The sequence below is a fragment of the Streptomyces sp. NPDC091376 genome, from assembly GCF_044757085.1.
Lineage (GTDB): Bacteria > Actinomycetota > Actinomycetes > Streptomycetales > Streptomycetaceae > Streptomyces > Streptomyces pratisoli.
Genome location: NZ_JBIVUF010000010.1, coordinates 167,492 through 182,559, shown reverse-complemented (window position 1 = coordinate 182,559; position 15,068 = coordinate 167,492). Strand labels below are relative to the sequence as shown.

The 15,068-nt window shown below is 71.1% G+C and carries 17 protein-coding genes and 1 riboswitch; of the genes, 5 read left to right on the top strand and 12 right to left on the bottom strand.

Features of this window, described 5'->3' with window-relative positions:
- Nucleotides 1-6: 6 nt before the first annotated feature.
- The 6 genes from ACIQMR_RS22555 to ACIQMR_RS22530 form a co-directional block, all read right to left on the bottom strand.
- Nucleotides 7-681 carry an HNH endonuclease gene (locus tag ACIQMR_RS22555; RefSeq protein WP_401390019.1) on the bottom strand — a complete coding sequence of 225 codons (675 nt, stop codon included), beginning with the start codon at nucleotides 679-681 and terminating at the stop codon, nucleotides 7-9.
- A complete protein-coding gene (locus tag ACIQMR_RS22550) occupies nucleotides 678-1,352 on the bottom strand; it encodes an HNH endonuclease signature motif containing protein (RefSeq protein WP_401390017.1) in 675 nt (224 codons plus the stop codon). Before ACIQMR_RS22550 ends, ACIQMR_RS22555 begins: the two co-directional genes overlap by 4 nt.
- 161 nt (nucleotides 1,353-1,513) lie before the next feature.
- Entirely contained in the window at nucleotides 1,514-2,230 is a 717-nt protein-coding gene (locus tag ACIQMR_RS22545; protein WP_401390014.1) for a DUF1707 domain-containing protein, read from the bottom strand.
- A gap of 117 nt (nucleotides 2,231-2,347) precedes the next feature.
- Nucleotides 2,348-3,301, bottom strand: a complete 954-nt coding sequence (locus ACIQMR_RS22540) for an ATP-binding cassette domain-containing protein (protein ID WP_401390320.1) — start codon at nucleotides 3,299-3,301, stop codon at nucleotides 2,348-2,350.
- Between the two features lie 132 nt (nucleotides 3,302-3,433).
- Nucleotides 3,434-4,258 (bottom strand): ABC transporter permease, encoded by an 825-nt coding sequence (locus ACIQMR_RS22535; RefSeq protein WP_401390011.1) that lies wholly within the window; start codon nucleotides 4,256-4,258, stop codon nucleotides 3,434-3,436.
- Nucleotides 4,251-5,051: an ABC transporter permease gene (locus ACIQMR_RS22530; RefSeq protein WP_401390008.1), complete on the bottom strand. Its 801-nt coding sequence runs from the start codon at nucleotides 5,049-5,051 to the stop codon at nucleotides 4,251-4,253. The genes ACIQMR_RS22535 and ACIQMR_RS22530 overlap by 8 nt, the downstream gene beginning before the upstream one ends.
- 236 nt (nucleotides 5,052-5,287) lie before the next feature.
- On the opposite strand from ACIQMR_RS22530, the gene ACIQMR_RS22525 reads away from it, so the two are divergent.
- Nucleotides 5,288-7,738, top strand: a complete 2,451-nt coding sequence (locus ACIQMR_RS22525) for a transglycosylase domain-containing protein (RefSeq protein ID WP_401390005.1) — start codon at nucleotides 5,288-5,290, stop codon at nucleotides 7,736-7,738.
- 42 nt (nucleotides 7,739-7,780) lie between these two features.
- Here the strand turns inward: ACIQMR_RS22525 and ACIQMR_RS22520 are convergent, their stop codons facing one another.
- The 3 genes from ACIQMR_RS22520 to ACIQMR_RS22510 all read right to left on the bottom strand — a co-directional run bounded on the left by ACIQMR_RS22520 (nucleotide 7,781) and on the right by ACIQMR_RS22510 (nucleotide 9,008).
- Nucleotides 7,781-8,101, bottom strand: a complete 321-nt coding sequence (locus tag ACIQMR_RS22520; protein WP_266373827.1) for a multidrug efflux SMR transporter — start codon at nucleotides 8,099-8,101, stop codon at nucleotides 7,781-7,783.
- Nucleotides 8,102-8,134: 33 nt separating this feature from the next.
- Nucleotides 8,135-8,199: riboswitch (guanidine-III (ykkC-III) riboswitch) on the bottom strand.
- Between the two features lie 87 nt (nucleotides 8,200-8,286).
- Entirely contained in the window at nucleotides 8,287-8,634 is a 348-nt protein-coding gene (locus ACIQMR_RS22515) for a co-chaperone GroES (RefSeq protein WP_328725376.1), read from the bottom strand.
- Between the two features lie 53 nt (nucleotides 8,635-8,687).
- On the bottom strand, nucleotides 8,688-9,008 hold the full coding sequence (locus ACIQMR_RS22510; RefSeq protein WP_266373832.1) for a DUF3618 domain-containing protein: 321 nt from the start codon (nucleotides 9,006-9,008) through the stop codon (nucleotides 8,688-8,690).
- Nucleotides 9,009-9,146: 138 nt separating this feature from the next.
- Here ACIQMR_RS22510 and bcp point away from each other — a divergent pair, with 138 nt between their 5' ends.
- Entirely contained in the window at nucleotides 9,147-9,614 is a 468-nt protein-coding gene (gene bcp, locus ACIQMR_RS22505) for a thioredoxin-dependent thiol peroxidase (protein ID WP_401390001.1), read from the top strand.
- Between the two features lie 195 nt (nucleotides 9,615-9,809).
- On the opposite strand, the gene ACIQMR_RS22500 is transcribed toward bcp, so the two are convergent.
- The gene (locus ACIQMR_RS22500; protein ID WP_401389998.1) at nucleotides 9,810-11,174 is read right to left on the bottom strand and encodes an SGNH/GDSL hydrolase family protein; all 1,365 of its coding nucleotides are present in this window, start codon (nucleotides 11,172-11,174) and stop codon (nucleotides 9,810-9,812) included.
- Between the two features lie 822 nt (nucleotides 11,175-11,996).
- Here ACIQMR_RS22500 and ACIQMR_RS22495 point away from each other — a divergent pair.
- Nucleotides 11,997-13,208: a DUF445 domain-containing protein gene (locus ACIQMR_RS22495; RefSeq protein ID WP_401389995.1), complete on the top strand. Its 1,212-nt coding sequence runs from the start codon at nucleotides 11,997-11,999 to the stop codon at nucleotides 13,206-13,208.
- 119 nt (nucleotides 13,209-13,327) lie between these two features.
- Here the strand turns inward: ACIQMR_RS22495 and ACIQMR_RS22490 are convergent, their stop codons facing one another.
- Complete coding sequence (locus ACIQMR_RS22490; RefSeq protein WP_328725372.1) at nucleotides 13,328-13,630, bottom strand: hypothetical protein; 303 nt, start codon at nucleotides 13,628-13,630, stop codon at nucleotides 13,328-13,330.
- A 251-nt stretch (nucleotides 13,631-13,881) separates the two neighbouring features.
- On the opposite strand from ACIQMR_RS22490, the gene ACIQMR_RS22485 reads away from it, so the two are divergent.
- The gene (locus tag ACIQMR_RS22485) at nucleotides 13,882-14,325 is read left to right on the top strand and encodes an SRPBCC family protein (RefSeq protein WP_401389993.1); all 444 of its coding nucleotides are present in this window, start codon (nucleotides 13,882-13,884) and stop codon (nucleotides 14,323-14,325) included.
- A gap of 59 nt (nucleotides 14,326-14,384) precedes the next feature.
- Nucleotides 14,385-14,651, top strand: coding sequence for a DUF1876 domain-containing protein (locus ACIQMR_RS22480; RefSeq protein WP_266373843.1), 267 nt, complete (start codon nucleotides 14,385-14,387; stop codon nucleotides 14,649-14,651).
- A 92-nt stretch (nucleotides 14,652-14,743) separates the two neighbouring features.
- On the opposite strand, the gene ACIQMR_RS22475 is transcribed toward ACIQMR_RS22480, so the two are convergent.
- Nucleotides 14,744-15,034 (bottom strand): acylphosphatase, encoded by a 291-nt coding sequence (locus ACIQMR_RS22475; RefSeq protein WP_401389991.1) that lies wholly within the window; start codon nucleotides 15,032-15,034, stop codon nucleotides 14,744-14,746.
- Nucleotides 15,035-15,068 lie beyond the last annotated feature (34 nt).

Sequence of the window (15,068 nt, the reverse complement as noted above, 5' to 3'; positions counted from 1 at the left end):
GGGAATCTACGCAGAATGGCTCGGGTTCCGGCGGCTGCCTCCTCGGCACCATGTACCGGTGATTGCGTGGCAATTGGGGCACAGCAGCCGCAGGTTGTCCGCGCGGTTGTCACTCCAGTCGCCGTTGGCGTGGTCGACCTCCAAGGTCATGGGGCGTCCCAGCCATTCAGGCCCGGTTCCGCACTCGGCGCATTCCTCCGGTACGCCGATCTCCCTGAGGGCGCGACGCAGGTGCGCCGACTTGCTGCGGCGCTTGCCCTCGTGTTTCACGAGTACGTCCTTGGCCGTGAGGGCAGGGGTGGTGCCCGGTTTGCCTCTCTGGTGTGCCTGGCCCAGGAAGTGGGCGGTGTCGAGACCGTCGTCGGCGATCCACTTCTTCAGCAGTGCCCGGCGGCTCGTGCTTTCCGGTCGGCCGATGCGGCGGAGCGTGTCCGCCAGGGAAACGGAACTCGCCACAGCCTGGGCGAGTTCCGCGGCCGACGGCCGTGGCCCGCCCCTTCGGTAGCCGCGACGGCGGAAGTGCGATACGTCGATGTCGTAGTGGGCGAAGCGCCGCATCAAGTAGCGGCCCAGGTTGCTGCGGGAGCGTGTGCCCAGGAATGCGATGACCTCGTCGATATCGCTGCACTGCCGAGCTGCCTCGGCCAGCAACTCGCGTGTGTACCGCTCTCTTTCGCTCATCGGTCCTCGCCCCCGCGGCCGTCCGGTCGCGCCAGAGCTCTGCGGGCCTTGCCCCGGCCGCGATAAGTGTCGGTCGTCGAATGGCAGTTGGGGCAGAGGAACCTGAGGTTCTCGACGCGGTTGTTGCGCCAGTCGCCGTCGATGTGGTCCACCTCCAACGGCAGTGCGTGTCCCCGCCAGACCGGAGCCGTCCCGCAGAGCGCGCACCGCTCGGGGACGCCCAGGACGGTCAGGGCCCGCTTGAGACGATCGCCGCGTATCCGCCGCGCCTGGGCCGGTTCCTGCTCGGTCAGCAGCTCTTCGGGTGCTGCCCGGCGCTGCCTCCCGGCTCGGGAGGGCTGCCGGAAGTGTGACGTGTCTATGCCGTAAAGCTTGATGCGGCGGCTGATGCTCGTGTGATGACCGCCGACGACGTCGACCCCGAGGCGGCGCAGCACCTCGCTCACAGTTGTCGACGCCGCTACTGCAGGTTCGAGTACTTCCTTGGTCCAGCGAACCCCTTCCCGCTGGAAGTGCGACGTGTCTATGCCCAGCCGCCTCATCCGGTCATGGATATACCGCCGCGACGGGCTCTTCGGATCCACCCCCAGCTTCGTCAGCGCCTCCGACAGCGTCCGCGACGCTTCCACCGCCTCTGCAAGGCGTTCGCGTGTGTACGGGCTTTCCGGCATCGCGTACCCCCTCCGTCCCGGCCGCGTGTTCGCAGCCTCGCACGGAGTAGCGAACCGAATATCGGATGGTCACGTCCGGTGATCGGTGCGCCAAGACGTCCGGGGCGATCCGGACCGGGCCGAACCGAGGCGGCCCTGGGCCGGCCCCGGGCCGGAAGAGGTCAGTCCAGTTCGCCGCGCGTCCCGCGGCCCTCGCGCTTCTCCAGGCGTTCGCGGCGGCGCGCCTCCTTCAGGCGCTGCTTGTCGGCTCGCCGGAGTTTGCGTTCGACGCCGACGCCGCCCATCAGGGCGAAGCCGGTGATCGTGACGCGGGGGGCGCCCGGTGCGATGCCGGTCTCGGCCGTGGGGGAGCCCGCTTCGCCGAAGCCGCCCATGAAGCCGAAGCCCTTGACATCGACCTGGATGTCCGGTGGGACGGTGACCTGGATGCCGCCCATGATCGTGATGCAGCGGATCACGATGTCGCGGTCCTCGAAGTTCGCCTCGCGCAGATCGATCTCCCCGCCCGCCTGCAGGGCGACGGCGGTGAAGTTGCGGGCGACGGTCCAGGTGCCCTTGCGGCCGAATCCGCCCCAGAACGCGAACGCGCCCTTGGACGTGGCCGGTTGGCCCACCCGTCGTGAGTAGTCGACCGCGCCCTCGGGAACGGCTGCGGTGGGCGTGGGGGTGAGCGCCGCTGTCGTGCTGCCGCCCGGCGCCGGGAGGTCCCGTACGAGGGGCACCAGCTCTCCGTGCGTACGGGCCTTGAATGCGGCGTCGAGCCGTTCCTCGAACTCGTCCATGCCGAGGCGGCCCTCTGCCACGGCGTCCCGCAGCCGCTCGGCGATCTGCTCCCGCTCGGCGTCGGAGGCCCGCATGTCCGGAAGATCGCTCGTCATGCGTTCAGCCTAGTCATATCGCCGGTTCCTGACACCGCCGCCGCGGCCGATCGCACGCCCGCCACGCCCGCCACGCCCGCCGCGCCCGGCTACGCCCGCTACGCCCGCCGCCGTCGCTCAGAGCGCCGTCGATCGCTCCGCGTACATCTTCGCGATCACCGCCTCGATGTCGGGTTCCCGCACCGACAGGTCGACCAGTGGATACTCCGCCGCGATCGCCGCCACGATCGGCGCCGCCGACGCGGACGCCGGGAACGCCAGCCACTGCCGCGGGCCTTCGACCCGTACCGGCCGGGCCCCCGCCACCTCGATCGGCGGAAGCCGGCGCTCCAGGTCGACCACGAGGGTCCGTTCGCTCGCGCCGACCTCGTGCAGTCCGGCCAGGGTTCCGTCGTACATCAGCCGTCCGTGGTCGATGACCATGACCCGCCTGCACAGTTGCTCGATGTCGGTCAGGTCGTGCGTGGTCAGCAGCACGGTCGTCGCCCGTTCGGCGTTCAGGTCCTTCAGGAACTCGCGGACCTTCGCCTTGGAGATGACGTCGAGCCCGATCGTCGGTTCGTCGAGGTAGAGCACCTCGGGGTCGTGCAGCAGCGCCGCCGCGATGTCGCCGCGCATGCGCTGTCCGAGCGAGAGCTGCCGTACGGGAACGTTGAGGAGCTCGCCCAGGTCGAGCAGTTCCACGCACCGCTCCAGGTTCTCCCGGTAGCGCGCGTCCGGGATCCGGTACATGCGGTGGACCAGCCGGTACGAGTCGATCAGCGGCAGGTCCCACCACAGGGTCGTGCGCTGTCCGAAGACCACGCCGATGCGCCGGGCCAGCCGGGTCCGTTCGCGTGACGGGTCGATGCCGGCGACGCGCAGCCGCCCGCCGCTGGGGGTCAGGATGCCCGTCAGCATCTTGATGGTGGTGGACTTGCCTGCGCCGTTGGGGCCGATGTAGCCGACGACCTCGCCGCGCGGCACCCGGAAGCTGATGCCGTCCACGGCCCGTACCTGTGTCTTCTCCCGGCGCAGCCGTCCGGTTCTGCGGCGGACATCGAAGACCTTCTCGACGCCGTCCAGTTCGATGAGGGCCTCGGCCGCGCCGGAGTCCTCGTGGTCCTCGTGGTCCTCGAAGCGCTCGTAGTCCTCGAAGCCCTCGAAGCCGTCGTGGTCCTCGGCTGCCTTGAGATCCTCTGCCTTGAAATCCTCGGTCACCGTTCAGCTCCCCGTGCTTCGGTACGAACGAAGGCCCGCCCGCCATGCGAGTCCGGCGAGCGCGCAGCACACGGCCGCGACGAGCGGCGGTGCGAACGCCAGCCCGCTGGGCAGGTCCAGTGGATAGGGGCGGCCGAGCACGTACAGCGCGGGCAGCCAGTTGACGAAGGCGAGCGGGACGACGAAGGTCACGCCGCGCACCAGATCCTTGGCGAAGACGGTCGGTGGGTACTGCAGGAGCGTGTTCCCGCCGTACGTGAAGGAGTTCTGCACCTCCGCGGCGTCCTGGGCGACGAACTGGAACGCCGCGCCGGTCACGAACATCGCGGCGAAGACGGCCGCCCCGCTCAGCAGCATCATCGGCACCATGGCGGCTTTGAGTGGTGTCCAGGCGATGTCGAGTGCGAACAGGGCGTAGCCGAGGACCAGGAGGCCCTGGGTGATCCGGCCGAGCCGGCGGAGTGCGAACCGGTCCGCCGCGACCTGGGCGAGTACGGGGGCGGGCCGGACGAGCAGGGTGTCCAGGGTGCCGTCGCGTACGCGTCGTCCGAGCCGGTCCATGGAGCCCATGACGAGGTCGGCGATGCCGAAGGCGGTGCCGGAGGCCCCGTACAGGAGCGCGATCTCGGGCAGGCTGTACCCGCCGAGGGTGTCGACGTGCGTGAACATCAGCAGGATGACGAGGAAGTCGAACGCGGTGGCGGCGAAGTTCCCGAGCGCCGTCATGGCGAAGGACGTCCGGTAGGTCATGGTGGAGCGCATCCACATGACGGCGATGAGCCCGTAGGCCCGCAGGCCGGCTCGTAGGGCCGGCAGTCGCTCAGCCACCCTGGACCACCACTCTCCTCGTCGCGATCGTCTGGAGGAGGCGTCCGGCGCCGAGGAGTGCCGCCGCCCAGCTCAACTGGAAGGCGTATGCCTGCACGAGTCCCCATCCGGTGTGCTTGCCCAGGAGGACGTCCACGGGGATCTGGAGCAGTGAGGACCAGGGCAGGATCCGTGCCAGTTCGCCGAGTGCGCCGGGGAAGAGGGTGAGCGGCAGCAGCATCCCGGAGAAGAACAGCCCTGCCAGCCAGGTGATCTGGGTGACTCCGGCGCCGTCCATCAGCCAGAACGCCGACAGTGCCACCAGGTAGCGGACGGCGAAGCTCACCACCACGCCGAGTGTCACGGCGAGCAGGAACGCGAGCCAGCTGAGTGGGGACGCCGGCAGTGCGAGGTCGAAGGCGAGGCCGCCGAGCAGTACGGGGACGATGCCGCGGCCCAGCAGGTGGAAGGCTGCCCGTCCCAAGTCGCCGGCGAGCCAGAAGAGTTGGAGGTCGGCGGGGCGGTAGAGGTCGATGGCGATGTCGCCGGTCCTGATCCGTTCGATCAGTTCGTCCTCGAAGCCGCCACCCATCATGGCGCAGGTCATCAGCAGGGCCTGGCCCAGCCACACGTAGGTGAGCGCCTCGGGGAGGTCGTAGCCGCCGAGGTGCGGTCGTTGGTCCCACAGGGCGATATAGGTGTAGGCCATGATGAAACCGAAGACGGTGTTGGTGAACACGCCCGCCGCCGTGGCCACTCGGTAGGTCGCATAGCGCCGGAACCCGCCTGTCGCGACAACCGCGTAGAGCCGCACCACAGCTCCTCTCCGTTCCGCTCCGTGTCGGCGCCGAAGCGCACGACGTGTCCGTACGGCACCAAAGCGCACGACCCTAGCCCGGCGGGACGGGCCGCCGCGACCGTATTTCGGCCGGGCATCCGGGGGTTAACAGGGCGAGAAGTGCAGTATGGGCACACCAAGCGAATCGCCCGAAATGACACTGTTGGGCCGGAGGGTGCGCCCCCGGCCGGCGCCGAGGAGTCCCCACAGACATGACCGACGAGCCACAGCAGCAGCGCCGGGACCCGAGGGAGCCGACGATCGTCGGGTCCGTCCCGGGCCCGCCTGGCGGGAAGGGCCGAAGCGACGCACCGGGCGGGACGTCCCGCCCCAGGCGCACCGGCGTGCGTCGTCTCGTCCCCACCTGGCGGTTGACGTGCGGTGCGTTCCTGCTGTTCGCGCTGGTCCTGATCGGCGGCTTCGTCACCGGCTACCTGCTCGTCGACATTCCGCCCGCGAACTCCGCCGCCATCGCCCAGTCCAACGTGTACCTGTACAAGGACGGCACCCAGATCGCCCGCGACGGAGAGGTCAACCGGCAGAACGTCCAGCTCTCCCAGGTCCCGGTGGCCGTCCAGCACGCCGTACTCGCCGCCGAGGACCGTGACTTCTACTCCGAACGTGCCATCGATCCGGAGGCCATGGTCCGCGGCGCGTGGAACACGGTCACCGGCAAGGGCAGGCAGTCCGGCTCCACCATCACCCAGCAGTACGTCAAGAACTACTACCTGGGTCAGGAGCAGACCGTCACCCGGAAGGTGAAGGAGTTCTTCATCGCGATCAAGCTCGACCGGGAGGAGAGCAAGGCCGACATCCTGACGGGCTATCTCAACACCAGCTACTTCGGGCGCAACGCCTACGGCATCCAGGCCGCCGCGCACGCGTACTACGGCAAGGACGTCAGCGCGATCGACTCCGCCGAGGGCGCGTATCTCGCCTCGCTGCTCAACGCGCCGAGCGCGTACGACCTCGCCGCCCATCCCGAGAACCGGCCCAGGGCGCTGGCGCGCTGGAACTACACGCTCGACGGCATGGTGAAGGAGGACTGGCTGTCCGCCGCCGACCGGGCCACCATGATCTTCCCGATGCCGCACACCGGCGGCCCCGCGACGGGGCTGTCCGGGCAGCGCGGCTACATCGTCCAGGCCGTCGAGGACTGGATCACCGGCAGCGGGATCCTCGACGAGAAGACCCTGGCCCGCGGCGGCTACCGGATCACGACCACGCTGGAGCGGAAGAAGCAGGACGCCTTCGCCGCGGCCGTCGACCAGCACGTGACGTCCCGGCGCGATCCCGCCCGGCCCGCCGACCGGAACGTCCGCGTGGGCGGCGCCTCCATCGACCCGGCGAGCGGACGGGTCGTCGCCATGTACGGCGGCATCGACTACACGAAGCAGTACGTCAACAACGCCACCCGCCGCGACTACCAGGTCGGCTCCACCTTCAAGCCGTTCGTCCTCGCCGCGGCCGTCGAGAACGGCTCGATGACGCAGGACGGCCGCCGTATCACGCCCAACACGCTGTACGACGGCAGCGACCGGCGCGAGGTCCAGGGCCGGTACGGGCCGACGGGCTACGCCCCGGAGAACGAGGACAACATCTCGTACGGTCCGCTCTCCGTCCGTATGGCGACGGACCGGTCGGTCAACTCGGTGTACGCGCAGCTGGCCCAGGACGTCGGCCCGCGACGGGTGCGGGAGACCGCGATCGCCCTCGGTGTGCCGGAGAGCACGCCGGATCTGACGGCGACTCCGTCGATCGCGCTGGGGGTGGCGACCGCGAGCGTCCTCGACATGGCGGAGGCGTACGCGACGCTCGCCAACCACGGCAGGCACGGCACGTACTCGCTCGTCGAGACGATCACCAAGGACGGTGTCGAGCTGGAACTGCCCGAGGTCCCGAGCAGGCAGGTCATCAGCAGGGAGGCCGCGGACACCACCACGTCCGTCCTGATGGGCGTGGTGCGGCAGGGTTCGGGCATGGCGGCGCTGTCCGCGGGGCGGCCGGCCGCCGGGAAGACCGGCACGGCCGAGGGCGACAAGGCGGCCTGGTTCGCCGGCTACACCCCCGACCTGGCGACCGTCGTCGCCGTCATGGGCCAGGATCCGGACACCGGTGTGCAGAAGTCGCTGTACGGGGCGCTGGGTCTGTCGCGGATCAACGGTGGCGGGGCGCCGGCCGGTATCTGGGGCCAGTTCACGGCAGCCGCGCTGTCGGGCTCCGAGGCCGAGGACTTCGATCTGATGCTCGCTCCGGGCGCGGGCGAGGAGCTGTACCCGCCGGACGAGCTGGAGGAGCCCGAGGAGGGTTCGTCGGGCCCGCCGGAGACCGACGGCCGGACCGAGGACGGCCGGCCGCAGGGCCAGTCGCAGTCGCCGTCGAACGGTGGCGCGGACACGGGCGGCAGCCCGACGGTCGGCGGGTCGCCGACGGACAGCGGATTCCCGTCGGCGGGCGGTCCCACCAACGGCGGCCCCTCCGGGGGCGATCCGACCGGTCCGTTCCCCACGACGGGCGGCCCGCTGAACGGCGGCGCGAGCCAGGGCGGAACGACGCAGGGCGGCGCCGACCCCCGGGGAAGGACGAGCGACGGCGGCTCCGGCGGGGACGCCCAGGGGACGGACGGCCCCGACGGCTGGGGTGTCGTGCCCCGCAGGCTGTGAGCGTCAGCCGGTTCAGGGCCCTGCGGGCCGAGTGCCTCGCGATCAGTGCCCCGAGGTGGCCTTCAGGCCCACGACCGCGACGAGTAGGAGGACGACGAAGAAGATCCGGGCGGCGGTCGCCGGCTCCCCGAGGACGACCATGCCGACGATCGCGGCGCCCGCCGCTCCGATGCCGACCCAGACGCCGTACGCCGTACCGATCGGCAGTGTCCTGGCGGCGTGCGACAGCAGCAGCATGCTCGCGACGATCCCGGCGGCCGTGAACACGCTGGGCCACAGCCGGGTGAACCCCTCGGTGAACTTCATCCCGATCGACCAGCCGACTTCGAGCAGACCGGCGAGAACAAGCAGAACCCAGGCCATGACAGGCACCTCCGAGACGCGGACTTCGTGCGGGGTGCGTCGTCTTTGCGATGCCCGGTACGGCGCGTCTCGTCGGGTTCGTCACACCGTAGCAAACGGCGTGCGAAAGGCCTGGTGAACTCGGTCACCAGGCCTTTTCCGGTTCCGGATGAGTGTGCGGGGCGGTGCGGTCCGGCGGGCCTGCGTCAGAGGTAGAGCCCCGTCGAGTCCTCGCCGCCCTCGAAGCGGTCCGCCGCGACGGCGTGCAGATCGCGCTCCCGCATCAGGATGTACGCGACTCCCCGCACCTCGACCTCGGCGCGGTCCTCCGGGTCGTACAGCACGCGGTCACCCGCCTCGACCGTACGGACGTTCTGTCCGACGGCGACCACTTCGGCCCAGGCGAGGCGCCGGCCGACGGCCGCGGTCGCCGGGATCAGGATGCCGCCGCCCGACCGCCGCTCGCCCTCGGGGGCGTCCGACCGGACCAGGACCCGGTCGTGCAGCATCTTGATCGGCAGCTTGTCGTGCTTGTCGAGGGTGTTGTGGCTCACGACTCGAACCTACCTGCCGGAAGCCGGTTCGGCCGCCGCCGGGGTCGAGCGGGTCATGCCTTCCGCTTCCTCGCGGTCAGCGCGAGCAGTCCCACCAGGCCCACGACAGCCAGCGCCACGGGCACCACGCGCTCCAGCCGGGGCGCGCCGTCGTGGTGCACGAACCGGGCCTTCACGTCCGTCACCGCACGGTTCACGGCGACGAACGCCCGTCCCGCGGTCTGGTCCACGGTCGACGCGACCTTGGCCTTCGCATCCCCGATGATCGTCTTCGGGTGCATCCGCACCCCGATCTCGTCGAGCGTCTCGGCGAGCTGGTCGCGCCGGCGGACGATGTCCGCCTCGATCTGCGCAGGGGTCCTGGCGTCCGACACCGCGCCGCCTCCGTCGTCGTATCCGGTAGTTCTTCCTCAGTTGTTCCTCGACAGTCTGTCAGCTCGACGGCGACCGCACCCCACGGCACCCCTATTACGCTCGGTGCCGTACGCCCACACTCCTGAGGAGAACCGAGAATGAGCGAGCGACTCCAGCCCGGCGACACCGCCCCGGACTTCGCCCTGCCCGACGCGGACGGCAACGAGATCTCGCTCGCCGACCACAAGGGCCGCAAGGTCATCGTGTACTTCTACCCGGCGGCCCTGACCCCCGGCTGCACCAAGCAGGCCTGCGACTTCACCGACAACCTGGAGCTGCTGGCGGGAGCCGGGTACGACGTCATCGGCGTCTCGCCGGACAAGCCGGAGAAGCTCGCGAAGTTCCGCGACAAGGAGGACCTCAAGGTCACGCTGGTCGGCGACCCGTCGAAGGCGGTGCTGGAGGCCTACGGCGCGTTCGGCGAGAAGAAGCTCTACGGCAAGACGGTGACGGGCGTGATCCGCTCGACGGTCGTCGTGGACGAGGACGGAAAGGTCGAGCGGGCGCTGTACAACGTGAAGGCGACCGGTCACGTGGCGAAGATCATCAAGGACCTGGGCATCTGAGAGCCCCCGGGCCCGGCAGCCCGGCCGGGTCCCGCCTTGCGCGGGACCCCGGCCGCGGTCCCGGGGCTGGGCTCGCTCCCCGTTCCTGAGACGGACGGGGACGGGGCGGGACCTGTACGGGGACGGGGCGGAGACGCGGACGGGGTCCCGGGGACGTGAATCCGGTGGTCCGGTCCGGTCTGGTCCCCGTACGCGTCACAGCCGGGCGGCGGACCGCTCGCCGATCAGTACGGCCAGGTCCACGCTCCGGGCCAGCTGCGCGTATCCCGCGTCGTTCGGGTGGAGATGGTCACCGGAGTCGTACGCCGGGAGGAGCCGGTCCGGCGCGTACGGGTCGCGCACCGCCCGGTCGAAGTCGATGACGTCGTCGAAGACCCGGCCCGCGCGGACGGCTTCGTTGACCTCTTCTCGTACCGCTTCCAGCTCCGGAGTGTGCCGCCGGTGGCCCTCGAACGGCATCAGCGTCGTTCCCACGACCCGCAGCCCGTTGGCCCGGGCCTTCTCCGCGAGCGTCCGAAGACCTGCCGTGATCGCGGCCGGATCCGCCGGGCGCGGTGGGCGGATGATGTCGTTGATGCCCAGTTCGATGACGACGACCCGGGCTCCCGACCGGTCGAGCACGTCGCGCTCGAAGCGGGAGAGTCCGCTCGGGCCGATGCCGTCCTGCAGGAGGCGGTTGCCGCCGATGCCCAGATTGAGGACCCCGTATCCCCAGCGCCCCGCGCGCAGCCGGTCGGCGAGGTGGTCCGTCCAGCGACGGTCCGTGTCCGAGGTGGAGCCGGCGCCGTCGGTGAGCGAGTCCCCGATGGCGACCACGGCGCCACGGGCGGCCGGGTTGTGGACGTCGACGGCGGTCAGGTAGTGCCAGGTCGAGGTCCGGTGCGTGAAGGCGGAGCCGTCGGTGTCCCGCGTACGGTCGCCGGGGCCGAGGTAGGAGGTCTGCCTCGCGCGTTCGTGCAGCGTGACGGTGCCGGCGGGGCCGGATGCGGGCACATGGAGGGTGACCAGGAGATGTCCGTCCTCGGGAACGAGGAGGGGAGCCGGATCGCCGACGACATGCCCGCCGGGCGGCACGATCACGGACGGGCGTCCCGCGAACAGCACCTCGCGCAGGGTGCCGGGCACGACCGAGGCGCCGTCCGAGGCGCCGTCCGAGGCCGCGGCGACCGCGATCGAGGCGTGCGCCATGTACAGGGGCTCCGTCCCGAAGAGGTTGGAGAGGGTGATCCGCACCTGGTCGCCGCCGAGGGAGGTGTGCACGACGTTGCGTACGGAGTGCGGTCCGGCGGGGCCCGTTCCGGCCTGTCCGGGTGCGGCGGACCAGGTCCCGGCCCAGCCGCCCGTGTCCACGGCCCGCGCGGTCGCCCCGCCGGGCCGGGTGCCGACAGGCCCGGCTCCGGCCGCGGGGTCCGTCCCGGGTCCGGCCGCGGCACCGGCGGGGGTCGGCTGTCCGTGGTCCGGGCCGGTGACGGCGAAGGTGGCGATGATCGCGGCACAGATCAGCAGAGTCAGGGCGACGAGGGCGGCGAACAGGCCGTATCCGGCCCGCTGGGTTTTCATGGACACATCATCCGATATGCCGGTGGGAACTCGACGTGCGCCCCGGGAGTACCTCAGGTAGGCAAAAGGCGTACGGCCGTTGGGTAGGGACGATGCGTACGCGGACGGGTGGAGTCGATGAAGCGAACGGAACGACCTGAACGCGCAGGTCCGGGCCCCGACGGTGCTGGTTCCGGAGGTCCGGGACCGGGTGGCCCCGGACCTGGCGTACCGGGCGGGGGCGGGGGGACGCACGCCGGTCCGACGATGCCGGGCGCCGACGGCGACCGGAGCGGTCGGCCGCCGGTGGCACCGCCCGACGCTGCCGCCGACCGGGCCGCCCAAGGCAGCACGAGCGCGCGCCCGGCAGCCCGGGACGGCGAAACCGGGCCGCTCGGAGGTTCGGGCACGCAGCAGCCGGGAGGCACCGAAGCCCGGCAGGAGGGCGGCAGCGAACGGACGCCCAGGCGGCCCGCAGGCTCCGGCGCGCGACCCGGTGATGCGAGCGATCGGGCCGGGGGCTCCGGCGATCGGGCCGCTGGTACGGGCGATCGGCCCGCGGGCTCCGGCGATCGGGCCGCCGGTGCGGGTGATCGGGCTGGAGGCAGCGGCACGCGAGCCGGTGATGCGGGCGATCGGTCCGAGGGCTCCGGTACGCAGACCCGTGATGCGGGCGATCGGCCCGGAGGCTCCGCCACCCCGCCGAGAAGCACCGGCCGGCCGTTCGGCAGGCGGTCCGGAGGGTCCGGCGCCCGGCCCGGGGAATCCGTCGTCCGCCCCGCCCCGCTTGCCTCGTTCGCGTACACCGCCGCCGACGAGGAGAAGCGCCGCGGCGTCCGACGTATGAAGGCCACGGCCACAGGTCTGCTGCTCCTCGTCGCGCTGATCTTCACCCTCGCCACCTGGGCGAAGAACGCGGGAATCGACGGATGGCCCGGCTACGTCGCCGCGGCCGCCGAGGCCGGCATGGTCGGTGCGCTCGCCGACTGGTTCGCCGTCACCGCGCTGTTCAAGCACCCCCTCGGCATCCCCATCCCGCACACCGCGATCATCCCCACCAAGAAGGACCAGCTCGGCGAGTCCCTCGGCTCCTTCGTGGGGGAGAATTTCCTCTCCGCAGACGTCGTACGGGCCCGCCTCAGCGGCCTCGCCCTCGGCGGCAGACTGGGCGCCTGGCTCGCCGAGCCCGCGCACGCCGACCGCGTCACCGCCGAACTGTCCACCGCCCTGCGCGGCGCACTCGCCGTCCTGCGGGACTCCGACGTCCAGGCCGTCGTCGGCGAGGCCATCACCCGCCGCGCCGAGACCGCCGAGATCGCACCGGGCATCGGCAAGACCCTCGACAAGATCGTCGCGGACGGCGCGCACCACCGTGCCGTCGACCTGATCTGCGCCCGCGCCCACGACTGGCTGACGGTGCACGGCGACTCCGTCATGGACGCCGTCCAGGGCGGAGCCCCGGGCTGGACCCCGCGCTTCGTCGACCGCAAGGTCGGCGAGCGGGTCTACCGGGAACTGGTCCGCTTCGTGACCGAGATGCGCGACGCCCCCAACCACCCCGCGCGCGGCGCGATCGACCGCTTCCTGGCCGACTTCGCCTCCGACCTCCAGGCCGACACGGACACCCGGTCCCGGGTCGAGCGCATGAAGTCCGACATGCTGTCCCGCCCCGAGGTGCAGGACATCATCGCCTCCGCCTGGTCCTCCGTACGCGCCATGATCATTTCGGCGGCCGAGGACGAGCGCAGCGAACTGCGGCTGCGCGCCCGCGCCTCCCTGATGTCCTTCGGCGCCCGCCTGGCGACGGACGGCAGGATGCAGCAGAAGCTGGAGGGCTGGATCGAGGACGCGGCGGTCTATGTGGTGACGACGTACCGCGAGCAGATCACGTCCCTGATCAGCGACACGGTCGCGAGCTGGGACGCCGAGCACACCTCCCGCAAGATCGAGGCGCACATCGGCCGCGACCTGCAGTTCATCCGTATCAACGGCACGGTCGTCGGTGCGCTGGCCGGTCTGCTGATCTATACGGTGGCGCACGCGCTCGGCGGCTGAGGAAGCGCTGGGCGCGCAATCGGACTCTGTCCGCCGGTTGCGCGCCCAGCCACCATGGGGGAGTTGCCCTTACGTACGTACGGGCCGCCGTCCCCGTTCAACGCTCTCGGGGCAAAGTCTCAGGCGGCCCGCCGGGTCACGGCCCAGGAAGCCAGCGCCACACCGCCGGCCACGGTGAACACCGCGGGCCACGCCCCCAGCTTCTTGGCCAGCGGATGCGACCCGGCGAACGCGGCGACGTACGCCGCACTCAGCCCGGCCGCCGCCTTCCCGCCGGCCTCCTGCTGCCACTGGCGCGCGGCCACGGCCCCGGCGGCGGCCAGCGCAACCCCGCCGAGCGGCCGCTTCCTGGTCCAGCGGGCGACGCCGTAGCCCCCGATGAGGCCGCTCGCCGCGACTGCCGCTGCCGGAATCCTGGCCATGGGATGCCCCCTTCGATCGTTTTCGACTGCCTGGAGCCTAACGAGCGGTTTGACCGGACCTGCCCCCGGCCCGGGGCGCCCGGGCGTCCCGGCCCCGACGCGAGGCATCAACGGGCAAGGTCTGAAGGGCGAGTGGTGCGTGATGTGTGATCGCGGCGGACGGCAGGCTTCCGGGCCGCTCCGGAGCCGCCGGATCCGTTGCGATGAAGCGCCACGGAACGCACCCTGGAAGGAGAGGCAGGGAGACCGTCATGCCCACTCTCGAGGAACAGATCGACATCACTGCGCCCGGTGACGTGGTCTGGGACCACTTGCACCAGGTCGAGGACTATCCACGGTTCGTCGGAGGCGTACGGGAAGCCCGGCGCGAAGGCGCTTCCGGCGTACACATGGACCTGGAGGCCAGCGGCGGCACGGCCCACGGGCTCGACGCCGCCACCACGGATCTCCGTCCCAACGAGACGATGACCTGGAGGACCACGGAGGCCCCGCACCTCAGCGGCTCCGTATCGCTCCTCCCCATCGACTCGACCCACACGAGGATGCAACTGCGCATGGACTACGACCCCGGCGAGGCGCACAACGCCTTCGGGGGCCCCAAGGGGTTTGCCCAGTCCTCCGCCATCGAGCGGACCGTCCGGGAGGATCTCCACCAGTTCAAGGACCTGGTGGAGCGGGCACACCCCACCACCTGACCGACAGTGCCCCGCACAAAGCCGGGGCTGACGGAACCGTACGGCGAAGGTGACCCGTCATGACGACGCAGAACTGGAACATCGACTTGTCGTTCGAGGAAGACGGAACGCGCACCGCCTGCAAGGCCTCCCTCAGCGGCCCCAATGCCCCCGGCGTCGAGGGCACGGGAATCGCAAGGCGCAGCCCGGGCGACACCCCGGACGCGAAGATAGGCGAGGAACTCGCGGCGGCCCGCGCCTGCTCGGAACTGGCCCATGAACTCGTCGGCCGCGCGGCGTCCGACGTCGAGGGCCATACCCACAGGCCGGCGGACATCGCCATGTGACCCCCACCCACCCCCACTCACGAGGAGAGAGCGAACCCCCTCACACGAGGAGAGCGCGAAGGCCGGGAGCGGGACTCCCGGCCTTCGCGTCATCAGCTGCTCCCGCCCCTCAGGGTGTGCCGCACCTCGAACCCGGTGAGCCCTTCGGGCTCCTCCTCACGCACCTCCACCCCTCGCACGTCAGCCGAGGGCGGCCCCTGCCGGGCCCATCGCACCAAGGTCTCGACGGCGTCCGTCTCCCCTTCGAACACGGCCTCGACGTCCCCGCCGGCGAGGTTCCGCACCCACCCGGCCACTCCGTACTCGTCGGCGACCCGCCGACAGGTGTCCCGGTAGAACACGCCCTGGACCAATCCGGAGACCACTACGCGCTTGCGCACCATGACTCCGGATCGTACGAGCCACTGGCCCCGGCGC

Coding starts and splice junctions, on each gene's coding strand:
- ACIQMR_RS22555 (WP_401390019.1), bottom strand. CDS start 681: ATGAGCGAAAGAGAGCGGTACACACGCGAGTTGCTGGCCGAGGCAGCT.
- ACIQMR_RS22550 (WP_401390017.1), bottom strand. CDS start 1,352: ATGCCGGAAAGCCCGTACACACGCGAACGCCTTGCAGAGGCGGTGGAA.
- ACIQMR_RS22545 (WP_401390014.1), bottom strand. CDS start 2,230: ATGACGAGCGATCTTCCGGACATGCGGGCCTCCGACGCCGAGCGGGAG.
- ACIQMR_RS22525 (WP_401390005.1), top strand. CDS start 5,288: ATGACCGACGAGCCACAGCAGCAGCGCCGGGACCCGAGGGAGCCGACG.
- ACIQMR_RS22520 (WP_266373827.1), bottom strand. CDS start 8,101: ATGGCCTGGGTTCTGCTTGTTCTCGCCGGTCTGCTCGAAGTCGGCTGG.
- bcp (WP_401390001.1), top strand. CDS start 9,147: ATGAGCGAGCGACTCCAGCCCGGCGACACCGCCCCGGACTTCGCCCTG.
- ACIQMR_RS22500 (WP_401389998.1), bottom strand. CDS start 11,174: ATGAAAACCCAGCGGGCCGGATACGGCCTGTTCGCCGCCCTCGTCGCC.
- ACIQMR_RS22495 (WP_401389995.1), top strand. CDS start 11,997: ATGAAGGCCACGGCCACAGGTCTGCTGCTCCTCGTCGCGCTGATCTTC.
- ACIQMR_RS22490 (WP_328725372.1), bottom strand. CDS start 13,630: ATGGCCAGGATTCCGGCAGCGGCAGTCGCGGCGAGCGGCCTCATCGGG.
- ACIQMR_RS22485 (WP_401389993.1), top strand. CDS start 13,882: ATGCCCACTCTCGAGGAACAGATCGACATCACTGCGCCCGGTGACGTG.
- ACIQMR_RS22480 (WP_266373843.1), top strand. CDS start 14,385: ATGACGACGCAGAACTGGAACATCGACTTGTCGTTCGAGGAAGACGGA.
- ACIQMR_RS22475 (WP_401389991.1), bottom strand. CDS start 15,034: ATGGTGCGCAAGCGCGTAGTGGTCTCCGGATTGGTCCAGGGCGTGTTC.